Below are 17,970 nucleotides of genomic sequence, written 5' to 3'. Positions count from 1 at the left end.
TATACCCTTTTTACCTGTTTTTACAAGAAGGCAACCTTTATGAAAGTGACTGCTACGCCATTTGGAGAGCACCTGGGCAAGACAGTGTCATGCTATACATTGACCAATGACGCGGGAATGGCGGTGGAGATCCTGGAGCTCGGTGGCATTATCCGCAACCTGACAGTACCGGACAACACAGGAGCGGCGCACTCGTGTGTGAAAGGCTTTGACACCCTCAAGGACTACCTGGATGACAACAGTTACCAGGGCGCGCTGATAGGTCGTTACGCTAACCGTATTGGTGAAGGCCGGTTTGAACTGGACGGTCAGCCTTTTCAGGTTGATGTCAATGGTGGTCCGCACCATCTTCACGGGGGCTTCAGCGGTTTTCATAAGAAACTATGGGTATCAGAGCCTATCGAAGAAGACGATGCCGTCGGTGTGCGCTTATCGCTGATAAGCCCAGACGGAGAAGCTGGCTTTCCCGGTGAGGTTACAGTGACAGCGGAATATCGGCTGCAAACGACGAATACTCTGACGCTGTCATTGTTCGCGTCAACCACGGCAGCGACGCCCTTCAGCATGACCCAGCATGCCTATTTCCACACCGGCAAACGTGGTTCGGTGATGGGAGACACGCTGAAAATCGATGCGGAATATGTGACCGACGCGGATAATACGCTGCTGCCAACGGGCAAGCTGCTCGCGGTAGAGAATACGCCGTTTGATTTTACCTCTGCGGTGGAAATCGGTCAGCGAGTCACTACGGGGAACCCGCTTTTTGACAGCGTAGGAGGTTACGATCATAACTTTGTGTTGAGTAACGACAGTGCGACGCCTGCTGCAGTACTGGCCTCTCCTGATACTGGGATCCGCATGGCACTGTTTACTACGCTGCCGGGAATGCAGGTGTACACCGGGAGCCTGATGACAGACGACCAGGCCGGCACCATATGTCTGGAGCCACAGTTTTTCCCAGACTCACCAAACAAGCCGGTATTTCCAGACTGCATATTGCGCCCGGGTGAACCGTTTCAGGCATCGGTACGCTATGAGTTTTCCCGGATATAGCGAGACAAGCCCGGTACGCATGTGCCCGGATTTATCTTAGCGGCACATTACCTTTGCAGGGTTAGCAACTCAGGGACCCCGCCAATTGGCGGGGTTTTCTGTTATACCAACAGAAAACAAAGCACGTCGTATTTTGCGGTAGATAAAAATAATCTGTTAACAAATTGATAAACCCGTTTTGATACTATACTATCTCGGGTAAACGTTTAACCTTAACCTGTTTTTCAGGTCAAGATGTAGAGTGTGAAAGTGATTATGGGCAAGACCGCAGACCTGACAAACGATCCGCATCGTCGCTATAACCCCTTAACCGGGGAGTGGGTGCTGGTATCTCCTCACCGGGCTAAGCGTCCGTGGCAGGGGCAATCGGAAGAGCCGTCGCAGGAACAGAAACCGGACTATGATCCACAATGCTATTTATGCCCGGGCAATACCCGTGTAAATGGCGAACACAACCCTGACTATAGCGGAACCTTTGTATTTGAAAACGACTTTGCTGCGTTAAAGCCCGATACACCCGAATCGGGAGAAGCCGACGACCTGTTTCGTTACGAAACGGAGCAGGGATGTAGCCGGGTGATCTGCTTTTCACCAGATCACAGCAAAACGTTACCTGAACTGACGCAGTCGGAACGCGAGGACGTTGTGGCGTGCTGGCAGGCGCAAACCGCCGATCTGGGTAAAGATTTTGCCTGGGTGCAGGTATTTGAAAACAAAGGGGCCATGATGGGATGCTCTAATCCGCATCCGCATGGTCAGGTGTGGGCACAAAAGCATATTCCTACTGAGCCGGCGAAAAAACTTGCACAGTTTTCTCATTACTTTGAAAAGCATGGCACCCGCATGCTGGATGACTACGTAACACGTGAAATAGAAAAACAGGAGCGTGTGGTCTGTCAGAACGATGATTGGGTTGTGGTGGTACCGTACTGGGCTGCCTGGCCATTTGAAACCCTGCTGTTGCCGCGTTTTTCTGTGAACTCGCTGGTGGCGTTGTCGCCCACGCAGGCGTCGTCTCTTGCCGATATTATCGGTCAGATCACTACACGCTACGACAATCTGTTTACAACCTCTTTCCCTTATTCCATGGGCTGGCACAGCGCCCCGTTTGACGGTAAAGCTCATCCTGAATGGGGGCTGCATGCGCACTTTTACCCGCCGCTTCTGCGTTCTGCCAGCGTGAAAAAATTTATGGTGGGTTATGAAATGATGGCTGAGGCGCAGCGGGATCTGACGCCGGAACAAGCCGCTATCCGACTTCGCGACCAATCGAGTGTGCATTACAAACAAGCGGGGCCAGAGCATGGATAACGCGCAGCTGTCTTCAGCATTTTCTGCTATTTATCAGCACGAACCTGCCGTGGTCTGTCATGCTCCTGGTCGCGTAAACCTGATTGGCGAGCACACCGACTATAACCAGGGGTTCGTGTTTCCTGCGGCGATCAATTTTGGCACCTGGGCGGCCGCGTCCGCGCGAAGTGACCGCGACTGCCGCATTGTCGCGATGGATTACGACAATGCCGAGAACCGTTTTTCCCTGGACAGCATTGAGAAGGATGATACGCAAAGCTGGTCAAACTATGTCAGAGGCGTGTTGCTGGTTCTTCAAAAAGAATTCGCATTGCCCGGCGGTATCAATCTGCTGATAACGGGTAATGTCCCGCAGGGTGCTGGATTAAGCTCTTCTGCGTCTTTCGAAATCGCCATTCTAAAAGCAGTATCTGAGTTATTTTCACTCGATATCGATGGCGTAAAAGCCGCATTGCTGGGCCAGAAAGCAGAAAACGATTTCGTAGGGTGTTCCTGCGGCATCATGGATCAACTGATTTCGGCGATGGGGAAAAAAGATCACGCCATGCTACTGGATTGTCAGTCGCTGACGTTTGATCATTCCACGCTACCTGACGATCTGCACATTGTGATTATCAACTCCAATGTAAAACGCGGGCTGGTAGACAGTGAATACAATCTGCGTCGTCAGCAGTGCGAGCAGGCGGCATCGTTACTCGGTGTGCCTTCTTTGCGAGAGGCAACTCTGGAGCGCTTGGAAGCGGCAAAGCCGGCTATGCCAGAGGTGGTGTATCGCCGGGCGCGTCACATCATTACGGAGAATGCGCGCACGCATGCGATGTTTGATGCGCTAAAGCAAAGTGATATTGCCACCGTCAGTGAGGCAATGGCAGCGTCGCATGCGTCAATGCGTGATGACTTTGAGATCACCGTGCCACCGATTGATTATCTGGTCGAACTGATATCCGGTTTGCTGGCCAAAGACGGTGGCGTACGAATGACGGGCGGCGGTTTCGGTGGATGTGTGGTTGCTCTGGTTCCCAAACAGCGCATAGAAGACGTAAAGGCGTTAGTTAATCAGAATTACTTTAAGGAAACCGGCTACCAGGCAGACATTTACGACTGTACTGCCACCCAGGGCGCGTTTGCCTGAATAACGAGTTGTGTCCCGTGGCGCCACCTCTGTAAAAAGAGGTCGGCGTCATTTCTTTTTGAGCGGCTGCGCGTATTTTTGGATGCCTGCCGCCTTTTTCTCTTCGGGGATTTGCACCGTTATTGACCAAACAACGCGTCAATATGGATTTTGAACTGTGAATTCGCTGTTAAGGTGTGGTAATAATGTCGGTCCGCCAGATGCGGGATCTGGCTTTGGACAACAAGTGTGTAGTGGCGACTTCAATAAGAGTTAGTAAATAACCGCAACCGCCGACCCCCTACGACTGCACAACGATAATAAAAACGTTGGGAACATGTATGCAAATTGAAACGCTCGACCTCACGGTATTCGTGATTTATGTCGTGGCACTCATTGGTATTGCCTGGTGGGTATCAAGAGAAAAGCCCGGACACGAAAAAGACACAAACGACTACTTTCTTGCGGGTTCCAGTCTGCCGTGGTGGGCCATCGGGGCTTCACTCATTGCTGCCAATATATCTGCAGAACAGATCATCGGGATGTCCGGTTCTGGTTATCAGATTGGACTGGCGATTGCCTCGTACGAATGGATGGCAGCTATCACGCTGATTATCGTAGGTAAGTACTTCCTGCCGATATTCCTGAAACATAAAATTTATACCATGCCCCAGTTTCTGGAAGAGCGTTATGACCATCGCGTCAGGAAAGTCATGGCGGTATTCTGGTTAGGTGTATACGTGTTCGTGAACCTGACTGCCGTACTGTGGCTGGGTGCACTGGCTATTAACACGATTGCCGGTGTGGATATGGTTTACGGTATGATTTTCTTAGGCGCGTTTTCACTGGCCTATTCGCTGTATGGCGGGCTTAAGGCCGTCGCGCTGACAGACATTATTCAGGTTGTGTTGCTGGTATTTGGTGGGCTGTTCCTGTCCTATACTGCGCTGAATCTTATCAGTGACGGAAACGGTGTGGTGCAGGGCTTCGTGACACTGACCAACGAGCTGCCAGGCAAATTCGACATGATTTTGTCGGAAGATAACCCGCACTATATGGATTTACCCGGCCTGTCGGTGCTTATCGGCGGTATGTGGATCATGAATCTGTCTTACTGGGGCTTTAACCAGTACATTATTCAGCGGACGCTGGCGGCAAAGAGCGTGGCTGAAGCGCAAAAAGGGATAGCCTTTGCGGCGTTTCTGAAATTGCTGATGCCGCTGATTGTGGTATTGCCGGGTATTGCGGCGGTGCTGCTGGTGCCGGACTTACAGCGTCCGGATCAGGCGTATCCTTCCATGATGAACCTGATGCCGGTGGGTCTTAAAGGGATTATCTTCGCGGCCCTGGTTGCGGCTATCGTGTCGTCACTGGCATCAATGACCAACAGTGTGTCGACTATCTTCACCATGGACATTTACAAAGATAAGCGCCCTAACGAGTCACAGCACCACTATGTGAAGGTGGGGCGTATTGTCAGCTTTGTGGCTCTGATTATTGCCATGGTGGCTGCGAAGCCGCTGCTGGGCCAGTTTGATCAGGCCTTCCAGTATATTCAGGAATTTACCGGCTTCTTTACGCCGGGTATCGTGGCGCTGTTTGTGCTGGGTATGTTCTGGAAGCGCACCACCGCCAACGGTGGTCTGGTCGCGGCGCTGGGTTCATTCCTGCTGAGTTTGCTGCTGCGTCAGGTGTGGCCGGAACTGCCGTTTATCGACCGCGTTGGTCTGGTATTCCTGCTTTGTGTGGGCTTGGCGGTCATGGTGTCTTTGCTTGAGAAAAAAGAAGAACACCCGAATGCAGTGGAGTTGAGTGAAGTTGACTTTGCTACAACCAAAGGCTTTAACGTAGCAACGTTGGCTGTGATTATCATACTTGTCGCATTTTATACCACCTGGTGGTAGTGCGTTACAGCAAACGGATGGCTGATACCTGTTCGTTTGCTGCTATTCCCGTACAGCACACAGCATCCTTGATTTGTGTTAACCTGACCCCCATCACAATTTTTCGGATGTAAAAACCGCACTCAGCTTTCTTAAAATGCGGTATACTGATCCACTTTCACATTTGTGAACACGAATAACGCTTAGTGGTGGTGGGCATCGAAAAGCCGGCCCCGATATGAATACAGACAGGAGACATCAATGGCAAGCAGAGGCGTGAACAAGGTCATTCTGGTGGGTAACCTGGGTAATGATCCTGAAGTCAGGTACATGCCCAATGGCAATGCCGTCGCGAACCTTAGCCTGGCAACCAGTGAAAGCTGGAAAGACCAACAAGGGCAGGTTCAGGAACGTACAGAGTGGCACCGTCTGACTATGTATCGTCGTCTGGCTGAAGTCGCGGGTGAGTACCTGAAAAAAGGCTCACAGATTTACGTAGAAGGTAAACTTCAGACACGTAAATGGCAGGATCAGCAAGGTCAGGACCGTTACACCACTGAAATCATTGTTGACCAGATGCAAATGCTGGGTGGCCGCGAAGGCGGTGGTAATAATGCCGGCGGTGGCTATCAGCAGCAACGTCCTCAGGGACAGGGCAACCAGGGTGGTTACGGCAATCAGGGCGGCGGTCAGCAAGGTGGATACAGCAACCAGGGCAGCCCACAAGGCAACCCTCAGGGTGGACGCCCACAAAGTGGCAATCAGCAGCCTAAGCAGCCACCAATGGCTGAGCCTGATTTTGACTTTGATGACGATATCCCGTTCTAAAAGCCAGTTTATCTAAGGCTTTCCAGACTCTTTACAAAACCGGCTCTTAAGCCGGTTTTTTGTACCCGGCATCCTGACGTATTCAATGCATTCAGGCATGGTGGGGAATGAGAATACTCAGCGGCTAAACTGGATATTCCGCTCAGGGATATCTGGCATTTTTTCATGATAAAGGTTGGACTGAAGCCATACCGTCTTACCTTCATCCGGAATCAAAAAAACAGAGCCACAAGGGCTCTGTTTTTTGGTTTCTGTACGCTTAACTAGTTACCCGGCATCAGCGTGAAACTGTAGAAGTAATCGCGCCATGGCAGGGTGTATTTGAACAGTGGCGGCGTCATCCATGAGTCCGTGCCGGCAACACCGCGCTGCTTGTAATCAATGTTCACGTACAGGTTCTCTGTTACCGGAATATCGTGCGGATGAGTGCCTGGCTTATCGAAGGTATCGTAATCGGTAAGATCGTGATACTCGGCGTTAAAGCCAATAAATGGCGCACCTTCAAACGTGAGTGATGTCGACTCATCGCCACGGAACGTGACGTCATACACGTCACTGCGATGGCCATTCTCCTGAGGCCTTACATAGTCATGGGCCAGCGCGTCTACCGGCATGGTAAAGCGACCGAAATGCGCTGAGCGCTTTCTGTCCCAGTAACTCTCGTGCGGGCCGCGGCCAAACCATTCCACTTCATCATAACCGCCTTTCAGTACCAGTCGCTGACCCAGGCGCGGAAGCTCAGGGTAGAAATGGTTTGGGGCGGCGAGGAAAGCAACGTCTACTTTTACACTGCCGTTTTCAGCAAACTGGTAGGTAGTCTGGTAGCGCGCCTCTACCGGCTTTAAGAAGTGCTCAGTAAACAACACGGTGCCGCTTGCATTCTGCTTCACTTCAAAGGTGCTCAGCTCCGCCTGTTCATGAATGTTAAACCACACTTTCGCTTTTTCCGGAAAGCCCTCACCGAAGTCATTATCAGTTGGAGCCCGCCAGAACCAGGGCACAACAGGTTCTGCCAGCACATTGCTGTTCCCTGCCTGTAACTGCGTTAGCCAGCCGGTGGTTTTATCAAACACATAAGTATTGTTACCGGCGTTTACGTTAAGTGTATTACCGCTGTCAGTATAAGCATCATCGCTGACAGCCACGGTATTCTCAGATTTTGTGGTGTACGGAAGCATAAACTGGTCGGTTGCTACCGCTTCCCCTTTCACAATGCCAAAGCTGTCCTGGGTAGCCTGGATGTTCACAGTGAGATGGTAGCGGTTGCCTGCAATGAGTTTCTCGCTATCAATCGGCAGCGTAACCTGCTCTGAAGCACGTGGTGCAGCAGACAGCGGTATAACTTCGCCTTGCTGTATCGGGTTGCCGTTTTCCAGAAGCGTCCACACCAGCTCGCGGTCAGATAAATCGGTAAAGAAGCGGCGATTAAATACGTTAACTTTGCCACTTTGTGGCGCGTCGGTGGTGATTTCAATATCCTGATACACCTGTTTTACTTCATACGCATGGGGATGCAGTTCGCGGGTTGCTGTTAACACGCCATTGGCAGAAAAGTTGCCGTCATGCTGCACGCCTTCTGGCTCGAAGTCGCCGCCGTAGCCCTGATATTCAGTGCCATCTTCGGTTGTGGCAGTAATGGTCTGGTCGACCCAGTCCCAGATGAAGCCACCCTGAAGCGAATCGTGTTTACGGATGAGGTCCCAGTAATCACCCAGGTTGCCTACCGAGTTACCCATAGCGTGTTCGTACTCGCACAGGATCATTGGACGGTCGCTGCCCAGTTCGACAAAATGTTCCATCAGCGGGATGGTGGCATACATTTGTGCGTACATGTCAGTGTGTGGTCGCATTTGTGCCTGCTCAGACATGACCGGCAGCGAACTGCGTTCTTTCAGCCAGTGATACAGGTTTTCGGTGTTCGGCCCATCGCCGGTTTCGTTTCCATAAGACAGAATAACCACAGACGCATGATTTTTGCTGGCCTCGTACATATTGCGGACGCGGTCCACGTAGGCTTCTTTCCACTCAGGCAGCGACACCATATGTTTGGCCTGCTCATAGAAGTGCCCCTGATTGGCTACACCAATACCGTGGGACTCGATGTTGGCTTCGTCCACCATATACATCCCAACCTCGTCAGCGAGCGCGTACCAGTAGGGGTTATTGGGATAATGTGAGTTTCGTACCGCGTTGATGTTCAGGCTTTTCATCAGCGCCATATCTTCTCGCATAGACTCCGGCGTTATCACATGGCCGGTTTCCGGGCTGTGCTCGTGACGGTTTACGCCTTTAAACAGCACGGGTTTGCCATTGATCAGCACGTTGCCGTTTTTTAACTCACTGCGACGAAAACCCGCACGCAGCCAGACTACCTGAAGCGTGTTGCCATCCGCATCATTCAGCGTGAGGCGAAGTGGATACAGAGTTGGAGACTCTTCGCTCCAGGCACTAACCTGAGCGACTTCGTGCGTCAATGACGTGGTTTGAGTCAATTCCTGGCTAGCTTTCCAGACGGCATCGCCTGAAGGAGAAAACAGCGCAGCGTGCAGTGTTGCACCGCTATTGTCTGCATTTTTACCCGTCACCTCCAGCGTCAGCAGTCCGTTCTGATAGCTGTCATCCAGCGTAGCATTGGCGTGGATATCGGCAATATGCGTTTGCGGTGTGCGATAAAGATAGACATCACGCTCGATACCATTAAGGCGCCACATATCCTGAAGCTCCAGGATAGAGCCGTCTGACCAACGGTAAACTTCAAAGGCAATGACGTTGTCGCCAGTGGTGACAAATTCGGTAACGTCGAACTCCGCCGCCGTTTTGCTGTCTTGCGAGTAGCCAACATACTGACCGTTGACCCAGATTTTAATCGCCGATTTCACCGCGCCGATATAAAGCACCACGCGATCATCCTGCCAGCCTTGCGGAAGGGTGATGGTTTTGCGATAGCGGCCCGTTTTGTTGTTCTCTGCGGGGATCTCGCCCAGTTCCTGCTTTTCGGTCCAGTCCGCCCACATATTTACGTAATTGGCGTAGTGGTAGCCCTGCATTTCCCAGTTACCCGGCACCTGTATGGTACCCCAGTCGCTGGCATCAAAATCGGACTTAACAAAGCTTTCGTCCGTGTTGCGCGCATCAGGAAGCAGTTTGAACTGCCACTCGCCGTTCAGACTGAAATAATCCTTGCTATCCCAGGGCAGATACTGAAATTCGCCCGGATCCTGCGAAAAAGCATAAAAGTGAGAGCGAGGCGGGAGACGATTTTCTGACAACACGCCGACATCGTTCCAGTAAGGCTTAGACATGGAGGTCTCCTTTGCAAGGGGGGGAGTAGACACTCCCGCGAAAAAAGTAATCAGCAGCAGCGCACGCAACAGGTGGCAATTCATAGTAGTCCTTATTAATGTGACTGCATCGTTATATTGATGTTAACATGGGTAAAACGTTTACAAAATAGTTTTATTGGTGTCTTTGTCCTGTGTATGTTGCAGGTGAGCGCTGCTTTAAAATGACCGGGAAGTGTTAATTTTTAAGCAGAAATGCCAGATGGCTAACTCAGGATGAAGGTTAATCGTTTAACCTTGGTGGCATATTTTAAGGAATTTGAATTATGAAAACGAGAAAGTGTCTGTCAGCGTCTTCATTCCTGTTAACGCTGTGCGTTGCTTTAAGCAGTACAACGAAAGCGGAAGAAGTTTCGCCACAAACGCTGTACTTACCGTTAAGTCATGAGGTATTGCCGGAGCTGAGTGCAGCTGGCAGCTTTTCCGCAGGTGTGAAAACCATTGATGTTAATATCGGTAAACAACCGCTGGATTTGGCAGGAAATAGCGCACAGCGACAACTTACGCTTGAAGTTTGGTACCCGGCGGTAGCAACCAAAAAACACGCTGTTTACGAAAACCAGACACGCTCGGGAAAACCCTTCGCAATACAGGGTGATGCCTACCGGAATGCGGATATCGCGTCGTCAGACACTCCCTATCCTGTCGTGATCCTGTCCCACGGTTACACCGGCTACCGCACAATCATGTATTACCTGGGGGAGCATCTGGCATCACACGGTTATATTGTGGCTGGTATTGATCATACCGGCTCTACCAACGCCGATATTGATATGAAAAATGCACCTTATGCCGGATTCCCAGGCACCTTACTTAACCGCTCGCGGGATCAACAACATGCCCTGAGTGCCGTGCAAAATCATCCGGATTTTCGTGATGTTGTCACTAAAGACGCCGCAGGGTTAATCGGTTACTCCATGGGCGGCTTCGGTGCAGTCAATACGGTGGGGGGGTGTTTCGACTTCAACGAAGCCGCCGTAAAACAGCTTACCGGGATGGATTCGCCAGAAGCTGTTGAGGCAATTCGCGCACAACTTAATACCTGTGCAGCGGGGATGCAGGCTTCTGATGATACCGACCCGCGCTGGAAAGCGATGATAGCGATGGCGCCCTGGGGCGGCCAGTTGCCGGTTTTTGACAAAGCGGCTATTAACAGTATTCAGGTTCCGACCCTCTATATTGGCGGAGAATATGATGACATTTCAGGCTATCAGGGGATCCGGTGGTTGTATGAAAACACGACCGGCACACCGGCGTATTTACTTACCATCAATAACGCCAGACATAACATCGCGCCTCACCCTGCACCGATGGAAGCGATGGGGTCAGAGCTGGATTTGGGCCACTACTTTGAGCCCGCCTGGCGGTCGCAGTCGTTGAATGAAATCAATAAGCACTTTGCGCTGGCGATGATGAATTGCTACGTGAAAGCGCGTCGCGATGACTGTGAGTATCTGAGCGTTCGTGGCGACAGTGCGCAATCGCCTGTAGACGGTGAAGTTCCGGCGCCTTGGAAAGGCTTTGATAACCGCTACGCACTGGGTTTGACAATGGAAGCAAACGCGCAGATTGAAAAATAATGCGGGACGCCTGATGTTGCTAACGGTCGGTCAGTCCCGGCCGTTAGCATCTGTCTGAGCGTTAGTGTCAGGCCAGCATCAATCAGGCTTCTTCGAGTTTGAAGACCAGTGATGTTTGCGGGAACAGCACCGGTAGTTGCACACCGATTTTTGTCAGAACTTCCCCTGTGAATACCTCACCTTCTATCTTACTGAGTACAGAGGGTGAATACTCTTTGATTTCGGTAGGCCAGATACGTGTCAGCCGGTAGCTTTTTTCCTTCGCCAGTCCGGTGAAACGATACTTACCCGGTGTCGTTCTGACGGTCTCCTTCACACTGTTATAAGCGAACAACGCCTGCGATTTATTCTGTGCAACCACGCCAAAATTGATATTCAGCCCATCGTCATCAAAGCGAAAGAGATCGCCGCTGTGGATCAGCGTACGATGCTGTTTATAGATGGCAAACGCATCGCTAAGTACCTGTCGTTCATGCAGGGTCAGTTCACGAGGGTCCATTTCCATGCCCATATGACCGAACATCGCCACAGCAGCACGCATCTCTATAGGAATGTGGCGGCCTGTAATGTGGCAGTCGCGGGGACCGACATGCGCCCCCATCACTTCCGGTGGAAAGAAAAAACTAAAGCCGCGCTGAATGCTTAGCCTATCGAGTGCATCGTTGGAATCAGACGTCCAGAAACGATCCGTGTGTTGCAGGATCCCTAGGTCGATACGTCCGCCGCCAGAACAGCAGCTTTCTATCTCCAGTTGCGGGTGCGCCTGTTTAACCCGGTCAATAAGGGTGTAAAGCGCCTGGGTTTGCTGATGCATAGCAGGGCGTCCTGCCAGGTTACCCGGGTGATTCACATCCCGGTTCATATCCCACTTAATATAAGTGATATCCGGATACGCATTCATCACGTCATCAATTTGCGAGAACAGGTATTCCACAACCTCAGGGTTCGTTAAATCAAGTACATACTGATTTCTGAAGGGAACCTGTGGCTGCGAATCTATTGCCAGTGCCCATTCGGGATGCGCCCGATACAGATCGCTGTCCGGGTTCACCATTTCCGGTTCAAACCAGATCCCGAACTCCATTCCCAGCGACAGTACATGGTCAATTAGCGGTTGTAGCCCATCCGGGTAGACTTTCTCGTCGACCTGCCAGTCTCCCAGACCAGCTTTATCAGAGCGGCGGCCTTTAAACCAACCATCATCAAGGACAAACCGCTCGACGCCTAAAGGTGCCACATTACTTGCCAGCGACATCAGCGTGTCAGGATCGTGATCAAAGTAAATCCCTTCCCAGGTGTTGTAATGAATCGGTCTGGGTTTGCTGTCTGGCGTATGTTTGAGAACATTAGCTCGCACATAATGATGAAACTGACGGGAAAGGTGACTGAACCCGTCTTCACTGAAGCCAACATACAGGGTAGGTGATGTATAGGACTGGTTTTTGCCGAGAATCACTTCGCCAGGTAGCAACAGCTCACCCGCCTGCGCATAAGCGCGGCCGTCTGCCATCAGTTCGACCCGGGTACGGTGATTGGCGCTGCTGCCAAGATGAAAGCCGTAACAGCTGCCTTGCTGCTCAGCGGTGTGCGCCGCGTAGGTAATAAACCCTGGAAACGTATCATGTGAGGTTTTGCCGCGACGATTTTCGCGCACATAGCTGCCCATAAAAATATCATGGTCCTGGGTCTGAAACTCACTTGACCAGCGCCCCTCAAACGCCCTGAGTTTAGTCATCTCATCAGGCAGTGGCAGCGTGGCGGAGGCCAGCCAGTTTAGCTGAACAGCCACATCGTGTTTGTTGACAACACGCGTAGCAAAAGTGGCAAGCTGAGCATATTCATCAAGCGTAATAGTATGAGTGAGTTCCAGCGAGCGCGTGGCATCTTCACAATGTAATACCAGCTTATCCGCACTGCGATCGATAGCTGTCAGGGTGAACCCCGCCGCCCACTGATCGCTGTTGCCATTTAGTTCTATACCCGGCGCTCCGGTAAAGCCTTCACCGTAAGTCGGCGTGAGTGACAAAGGTGGTTCTGCTGCGGGTGAGCATTTTGCTTCCTGACGGGTAGATAACAGCGCAATCATTGCGGCGCTGTCATCGTCGTGCAGTTTGCTTCCGTAATAAAGCAATGCCGGAGACTGGCCCCGGCAATCAATGATCAGGCTGGTCGCGCGGTTATGTAAGCTGACAAATTCAGGCACTGTGGACATGAAAGACCTCACTTTTTCCGCGCCGTCGAAATACTCTGAAGGCTGTTATCGGCAGCGCGGAGGTAAAAAGTTTACTTGTGATAGCAGGGCGCATGTTATCCAACACGCCCTGCGAAATAATAATGAATACGCAGTTCTCTGGTGATTGCCTAGTCGACCAGTCGACCCCGCCACTGCGCACGTTGCCGGAAGACCAGGCGATTCGTGCTCAGTGCTACAGCGATACAGGCGATAAGCGTAACCAGCATCAGGTGAATATAGTGCAGCCCGAAGGGGGCGTGCACGAAGCTGAAGACGGCATACAGGATCACTCCGAAAATTACCGCGGTGATACCAGCATACGGATTCACGTTGTTAAACAGCAGACCCACGATGAAGATAGACAGAATGGGCATACTTAACAGCCCGTAGAGCTGTTGCAGCAGGTTTATGATGCTTTCTGCCTGTGCGTAGACCGGCACCATCAGCAATGAAATTACCGTCAGAATGGCGGTAACGATGCCACCTAAACGCGCTACCTTAGGCGATTTATCAATATACGCTTCGTGGATATCACACACGTACAGTGCCGTCGCCGAGTTCAGGTTACTGTTATAGGTAGTCAGTACCGCGGCAGCGAGCGCGGCGGCAAAGACGCCGGATAACCAGTCAGGCAGTACGTCACCTACCAGGGTACCGTAAGCGGCATCGTTAATATCGCCGTACAGTTTGAAAGAGATAATACCCGGCACTACGATAATTGACGGTACGATGATAAAGCGGATGACGGCAGCAGCGTATACGCCTTTTTGCGCCTCTTTCACGTTTGGCGCTGCCATCGCACGCTGGGTGATAGTCTGGTTGGTACTCCAGTAGAATGTCTGGATGAAAATCATGCCGGTAAGCAATGTAGGCCATGGCAGCGGAGAGTCATTATCGCCAATCAGTGTAAGTCGTTCGGCCGGAATACCCGAAAAGTCAAAGTCGATGGCAAACAGTGCCAGAATCACAACCACAATTGCCATTACCAGTAGCAGCACACCGGAATACGTATCAGAGACCGCAACGGCACGTAAGCCACCGAAAATGGCATACAGAGCACCAATTAGTGCAAAGGTAGTGGCAACAGCCATTAGCGGAACATCAAGACCAAACATGTTGATCATAAACAGCGAGCCGGAGTAAATAACCGCGGGCATAAATATCAGGCTGCTGCCAAGGAAAAAGAGCAGACCTATAAGCGCGCGGATGTGCTTATTGTTGTAGCGTTTTTCCAGCAACTCCGTTGTGGTAGTACAGCCATAGTGGTAATAAACCGGCAGGAAGACTTTCGCCAGAATGATGAGTCCTGCTACTGCGGCGAATTCCCACCACGCCAGCAATGCCATTTGATTGCCATTCATGCCTACCAGCTGGTCGGTGCTGAGGTTAGTCAGCGTGATCGAGCCGGCAACGAAGATCCAAGTAAGGCCGCCACCGGCAAGAAAATACTCTTTATTTTCACTGGCTTTGCTGTGGCCGTGTCCGCGACATTTCAGATAGGTCAGCAGGCCGATGAATGCAGTAATGATGACGAAAACGAGGATCTGAATATAACTACCTGACACAGAGTACTCCTGAATAACAACACGAAAGGAGGCCTCTGCCTCCTGTCTGCCAACGTGCAGTGCGTAACGGTTTTTCAGTATCCGGATATCCGGTGTGATTCAGTAGCACGCTTATATTGCGCAACAAGCTGACTGTACCTACTAATAAAGCCGAAAAGCCACGACGCTGGCTAAGGGTAACTTACAGAAAAAGGGAGCATGGCGCTCCCTTAATTTGCGTTGGCTTAGAAGGTAGCACGTACGCCGACAGCGTATCTGGCACCATCATCAACCAGCTGTACGAACTGCTCTTCGTAACGACCGTGGCGACGAAATTCTTCGCCAGTTACGTTGATGCCTTCAAAGAATACAGTGAAGGTCTCGTCGATATCGTAGCTTGCACTTACGTCAACCTGGCCATAGGTTTCTGTGTAGCGCGGCTCTACGCCACCCAACGGGCTGACTACGTCCTGCATAAAGCCTTCACGGTTATTGTAAGCCACACGTGCCTGGAAGCCGTCCATTTCATAGAACACCGTCAGGTTTTGTGAATCACCCAGACCTTCAAGCGCAAATACCTGAGAGGTATCGTCACGGTCAAGCTCTGCATCGCTGTTCACGATAGTCGCGTTAGCCTGAATACCAAAGCCGTTTTCAAACGTATGCAGCCAGGCAAGTTCGATACCGTCAACGTTCGCCGTTTCGCCGTTTCGCGGACGACGCACATTGAATTCATAAGCGCCTGAATCCAGGTTTTGCGTTTCGGGTTGCACTGTCGCGACGATGAAATCCTCAACTTCTTTCTGGAACACGGCAGCAGCCAGGTAGCTGGTGTCTGCGTAATAGTATTCCAGTGAGATATCCCAGTTGGTTGACAAAAATGGCTTGAGTTCGGTATTACCGGCCTGTGCCTGCAGGTTACCTGGGCGCGCCGTCGTCACGTTAAACACCGGCACCAGATCACCCATGGTTGGACGAGTCAGTGTCTGTGAATACGCATAGCGCAGCATCAAGTCGTCTGTCAGCGACAGCTTAATGTTCAGGTCAGGCAGCAGGTTAGAGTAACTGTTAGATTCACTTACTGGTGTCCCTGTATCTGTGGCATAAATCGTGTCGAGATCTGACGGGTCATTCGGTACTGGCTGGATATCCTGTAACACGCGGCCAATGCCATCAACCTGGGTATACGTTTCGCTGTAGCGAATGCCGAAGTTGAAATCCAGCGGCATATCAGAGACTTCCGTCTGGAAGAAGAACTGCATATACGCGCTTAACACTTCTTCCTGTACCGCAAAAGAATCGCTGGCGATGGAAGGGTTGTTAAGGCTGGTGGCATCCAGTGCGGCACGCACATCATCAAAAGATGCACCGGTAGCATCCGCAATTTGCTGCGCGGCTTCATCCGACATTGCATAGTCAAAATAGGCTTCCGGATCGTAAGTCAGCCACTGGTTTGGAACGCCACCGAAATAGTTTTCAGCAGTGAATACACTTAGCAGCTCATCCGGAAGATCAAACTGATAGCCACAATACACGCTACAGGAGTCTGATGAGCGACGGTTATTTTCCTTCTCACGATCCTGGAAGTAGACACCAAACTCCATGCGGGTAAATGCTGTCATTGACTCTGGCACCCACTCGAAGTCTGCGCGGTATTCGCTGATAGTATCTTCCGTGTCGAAGCCGTTACGTTCGTTATAGTGCAGACGACCCAGAGAAGGATCCAGCAGGGCTTCATTGCCGCCGTTTACCTGCAGGGTTGGGGTATTACCCGAATAATCAACGCTGTACGCGTTGTTATAGCCCACTACGGTAAAGAAGTTATTGCCGCCTGAGCTGTCTTCTGCTGTAGATGTTGAAACATCGAATACGGCAGTCAGTGAATCATTAACCAGCCATTCAAAGTTCGCACCGAAGGCCTGGATCTCTACGTCACGGCCAAATCGGCGGCGAATGAAATCCGTTGCGCCACCGACACCTTCAACCAGTGTACTGTCGAGACTTTGCACACTGCCAAGGTCAGTAAACTGCAGGTTGTCCAGGTTACTGTCTGAGAACCAGTGCCCTACGCTGTGGGCGTCAGAATCCACTTCAAACTGTGAGTAAAGGCCATCCAGCGTCAGTTTCATCTTATCGCTTGGGGCGTACTGAAATACCAGGTTGGCGCTGGTACGTTCACGGTCAACCAGATCTACGATTTGGTCGAAGTTTTGCGGAATAAATACGTTATTAAATTGCGCGTTTTCCGCATAGGCAGGGTTATCCAGCTCTGAGCGGTTTGTGATGCTTACACCCGGACGCCAGTAGCGGGTTTCCAGCATATTTGTTTGTGCTTTACGTTGCTGGAATGAAGCGGCTGCCAGTACACCGACGGTGCCATCGGCAAACGTATTTGAAACTAAACCGGAAACCTGAGGTGTGGTTTCCTCTGAAATCTCTTCGTACATCCCTTTTACGCTGGCAGCGGCTTTAAAGCCGTCAAAGTCCAGAGGACGAGCAGTCGTCACTTCTACGGTGGCGCCAATGCCGCCTTCCTGCATGGATGCCATAGGGCTTTTATATACTGTTGCACCGCTGATTAATTCAGCTGGCAGGGTATCGAATGAAAATTCACGACCCTGGTTCTCAGTCGCAATTTGACGTCCATTAACCAAAACCGTATTAAACTGTGGACCAAAACCACGGACAGTAATGAACTGGCCTTCACCACCGCTACGATCGATGGCTACACCGGTAATACGCTGAAGCGATTCTGCAACGTTCTGGTCTGGAAATTTACCTAAATCCTCTGCAGTAATGCCATCGGAAACAACGCTGGCTGCTTTCTTGTCCAGCATGGAAGCTTTTAATGAGCTGGTAAAGCCACGAACTTCAATCACTTCAACATTGTCGTTGGCGGAGTCCGCTGGCTGTTGTGCGAATACCGCCGGTGCGTGTAGGGCAGAGGCGATTGCAACACCTAATAGAGAACGTTTTGCGAACGGAATAGCAAGAGCTTTAGTGGTTTTATGTGTCACTGTGTTTTCTCCGTGTGTTTAGGCAACTGTGTTCTGATTGACAAAAAGAATCAGTGTTATTGGGAGCTG

10 protein-coding genes are annotated in these 17,970 nt (G+C 51.2%); 6 read left to right on the top strand and 4 right to left on the bottom strand.

Annotated features, from left to right (window positions below; translation table 11 throughout):
* Positions 1–39 precede the first annotated feature (39 nt).
* From JKP77_RS01110 to JKP77_RS01090, 5 genes are all read left to right on the top strand, one after another.
* Positions 40–1,053, top strand: a complete 1,014-nt coding sequence (locus JKP77_RS01110) for an aldose epimerase family protein (protein ID WP_218309354.1) — start codon at positions 40–42, stop codon at positions 1,051–1,053.
* A gap of 255 nt (positions 1,054–1,308) precedes the next feature.
* Complete coding sequence (locus JKP77_RS01105) at positions 1,309–2,364, top strand: UDP-glucose--hexose-1-phosphate uridylyltransferase (protein WP_218309395.1); 1,056 nt, start codon at positions 1,309–1,311, stop codon at positions 2,362–2,364.
* On the top strand, positions 2,357–3,496 hold the full coding sequence (gene galK, locus JKP77_RS01100; protein ID WP_218309353.1) for a galactokinase: 1,140 nt from the start codon (positions 2,357–2,359) through the stop codon (positions 3,494–3,496). The genes JKP77_RS01105 and galK overlap by 8 nt, the downstream gene beginning before the upstream one ends.
* 320 nt (positions 3,497–3,816) lie before the next feature.
* The gene (locus JKP77_RS01095) at positions 3,817–5,379 is read left to right on the top strand and encodes a sodium/sugar symporter (RefSeq protein ID WP_218309352.1); all 1,563 of its coding nucleotides are present in this window, start codon (positions 3,817–3,819) and stop codon (positions 5,377–5,379) included.
* Between the two features lie 240 nt (positions 5,380–5,619).
* A complete protein-coding gene (locus JKP77_RS01090) occupies positions 5,620–6,186 on the top strand; it encodes a single-stranded DNA-binding protein (RefSeq protein ID WP_218309351.1) in 567 nt (188 codons plus the stop codon).
* 263 nt (positions 6,187–6,449) lie between these two features.
* On the opposite strand, the gene JKP77_RS01085 is transcribed toward JKP77_RS01090, so the two are convergent.
* Entirely contained in the window at positions 6,450–9,488 is a 3,039-nt protein-coding gene (locus JKP77_RS01085) for a glycoside hydrolase family 2 TIM barrel-domain containing protein (protein ID WP_218309350.1), read from the bottom strand.
* 305 nt (positions 9,489–9,793) lie between these two features.
* Between JKP77_RS01085 and JKP77_RS01080 the strand changes: the two genes are divergently transcribed.
* Positions 9,794–11,107, top strand: a complete 1,314-nt coding sequence (locus JKP77_RS01080; RefSeq protein ID WP_218309349.1) for an alpha/beta hydrolase family protein — start codon at positions 9,794–9,796, stop codon at positions 11,105–11,107.
* An 82-nt stretch (positions 11,108–11,189) separates the two neighbouring features.
* Here JKP77_RS01080 and JKP77_RS01075 read toward each other — a convergent pair whose 3' ends face one another.
* The 3 genes from JKP77_RS01075 to JKP77_RS01065 all read right to left on the bottom strand — a co-directional run bounded on the left by JKP77_RS01075 (position 11,190) and on the right by JKP77_RS01065 (position 17,901).
* Positions 11,190–13,319: an alpha-galactosidase gene (locus tag JKP77_RS01075; RefSeq protein ID WP_218309348.1), complete on the bottom strand. Its 2,130-nt coding sequence runs from the start codon at positions 13,317–13,319 to the stop codon at positions 11,190–11,192.
* Between the two features lie 149 nt (positions 13,320–13,468).
* Positions 13,469–14,905, bottom strand: a complete 1,437-nt coding sequence (locus tag JKP77_RS01070; RefSeq protein ID WP_218309347.1) for an SLC5 family protein — start codon at positions 14,903–14,905, stop codon at positions 13,469–13,471.
* A gap of 224 nt (positions 14,906–15,129) precedes the next feature.
* Positions 15,130–17,901, bottom strand: coding sequence for a TonB-dependent receptor (locus JKP77_RS01065; RefSeq protein ID WP_218309346.1), 2,772 nt, complete (start codon positions 17,899–17,901; stop codon positions 15,130–15,132).
* Positions 17,902–17,970: the final 69 nt, after the last annotated feature.

This window comes from Alteromonas antoniana, from assembly GCF_019249295.1.
Taxonomy (GTDB): domain Bacteria; phylum Pseudomonadota; class Gammaproteobacteria; order Enterobacterales; family Alteromonadaceae; genus Alteromonas; species Alteromonas antoniana.
This window is presented reverse-complemented; position numbering and strand designations above follow the sequence as displayed.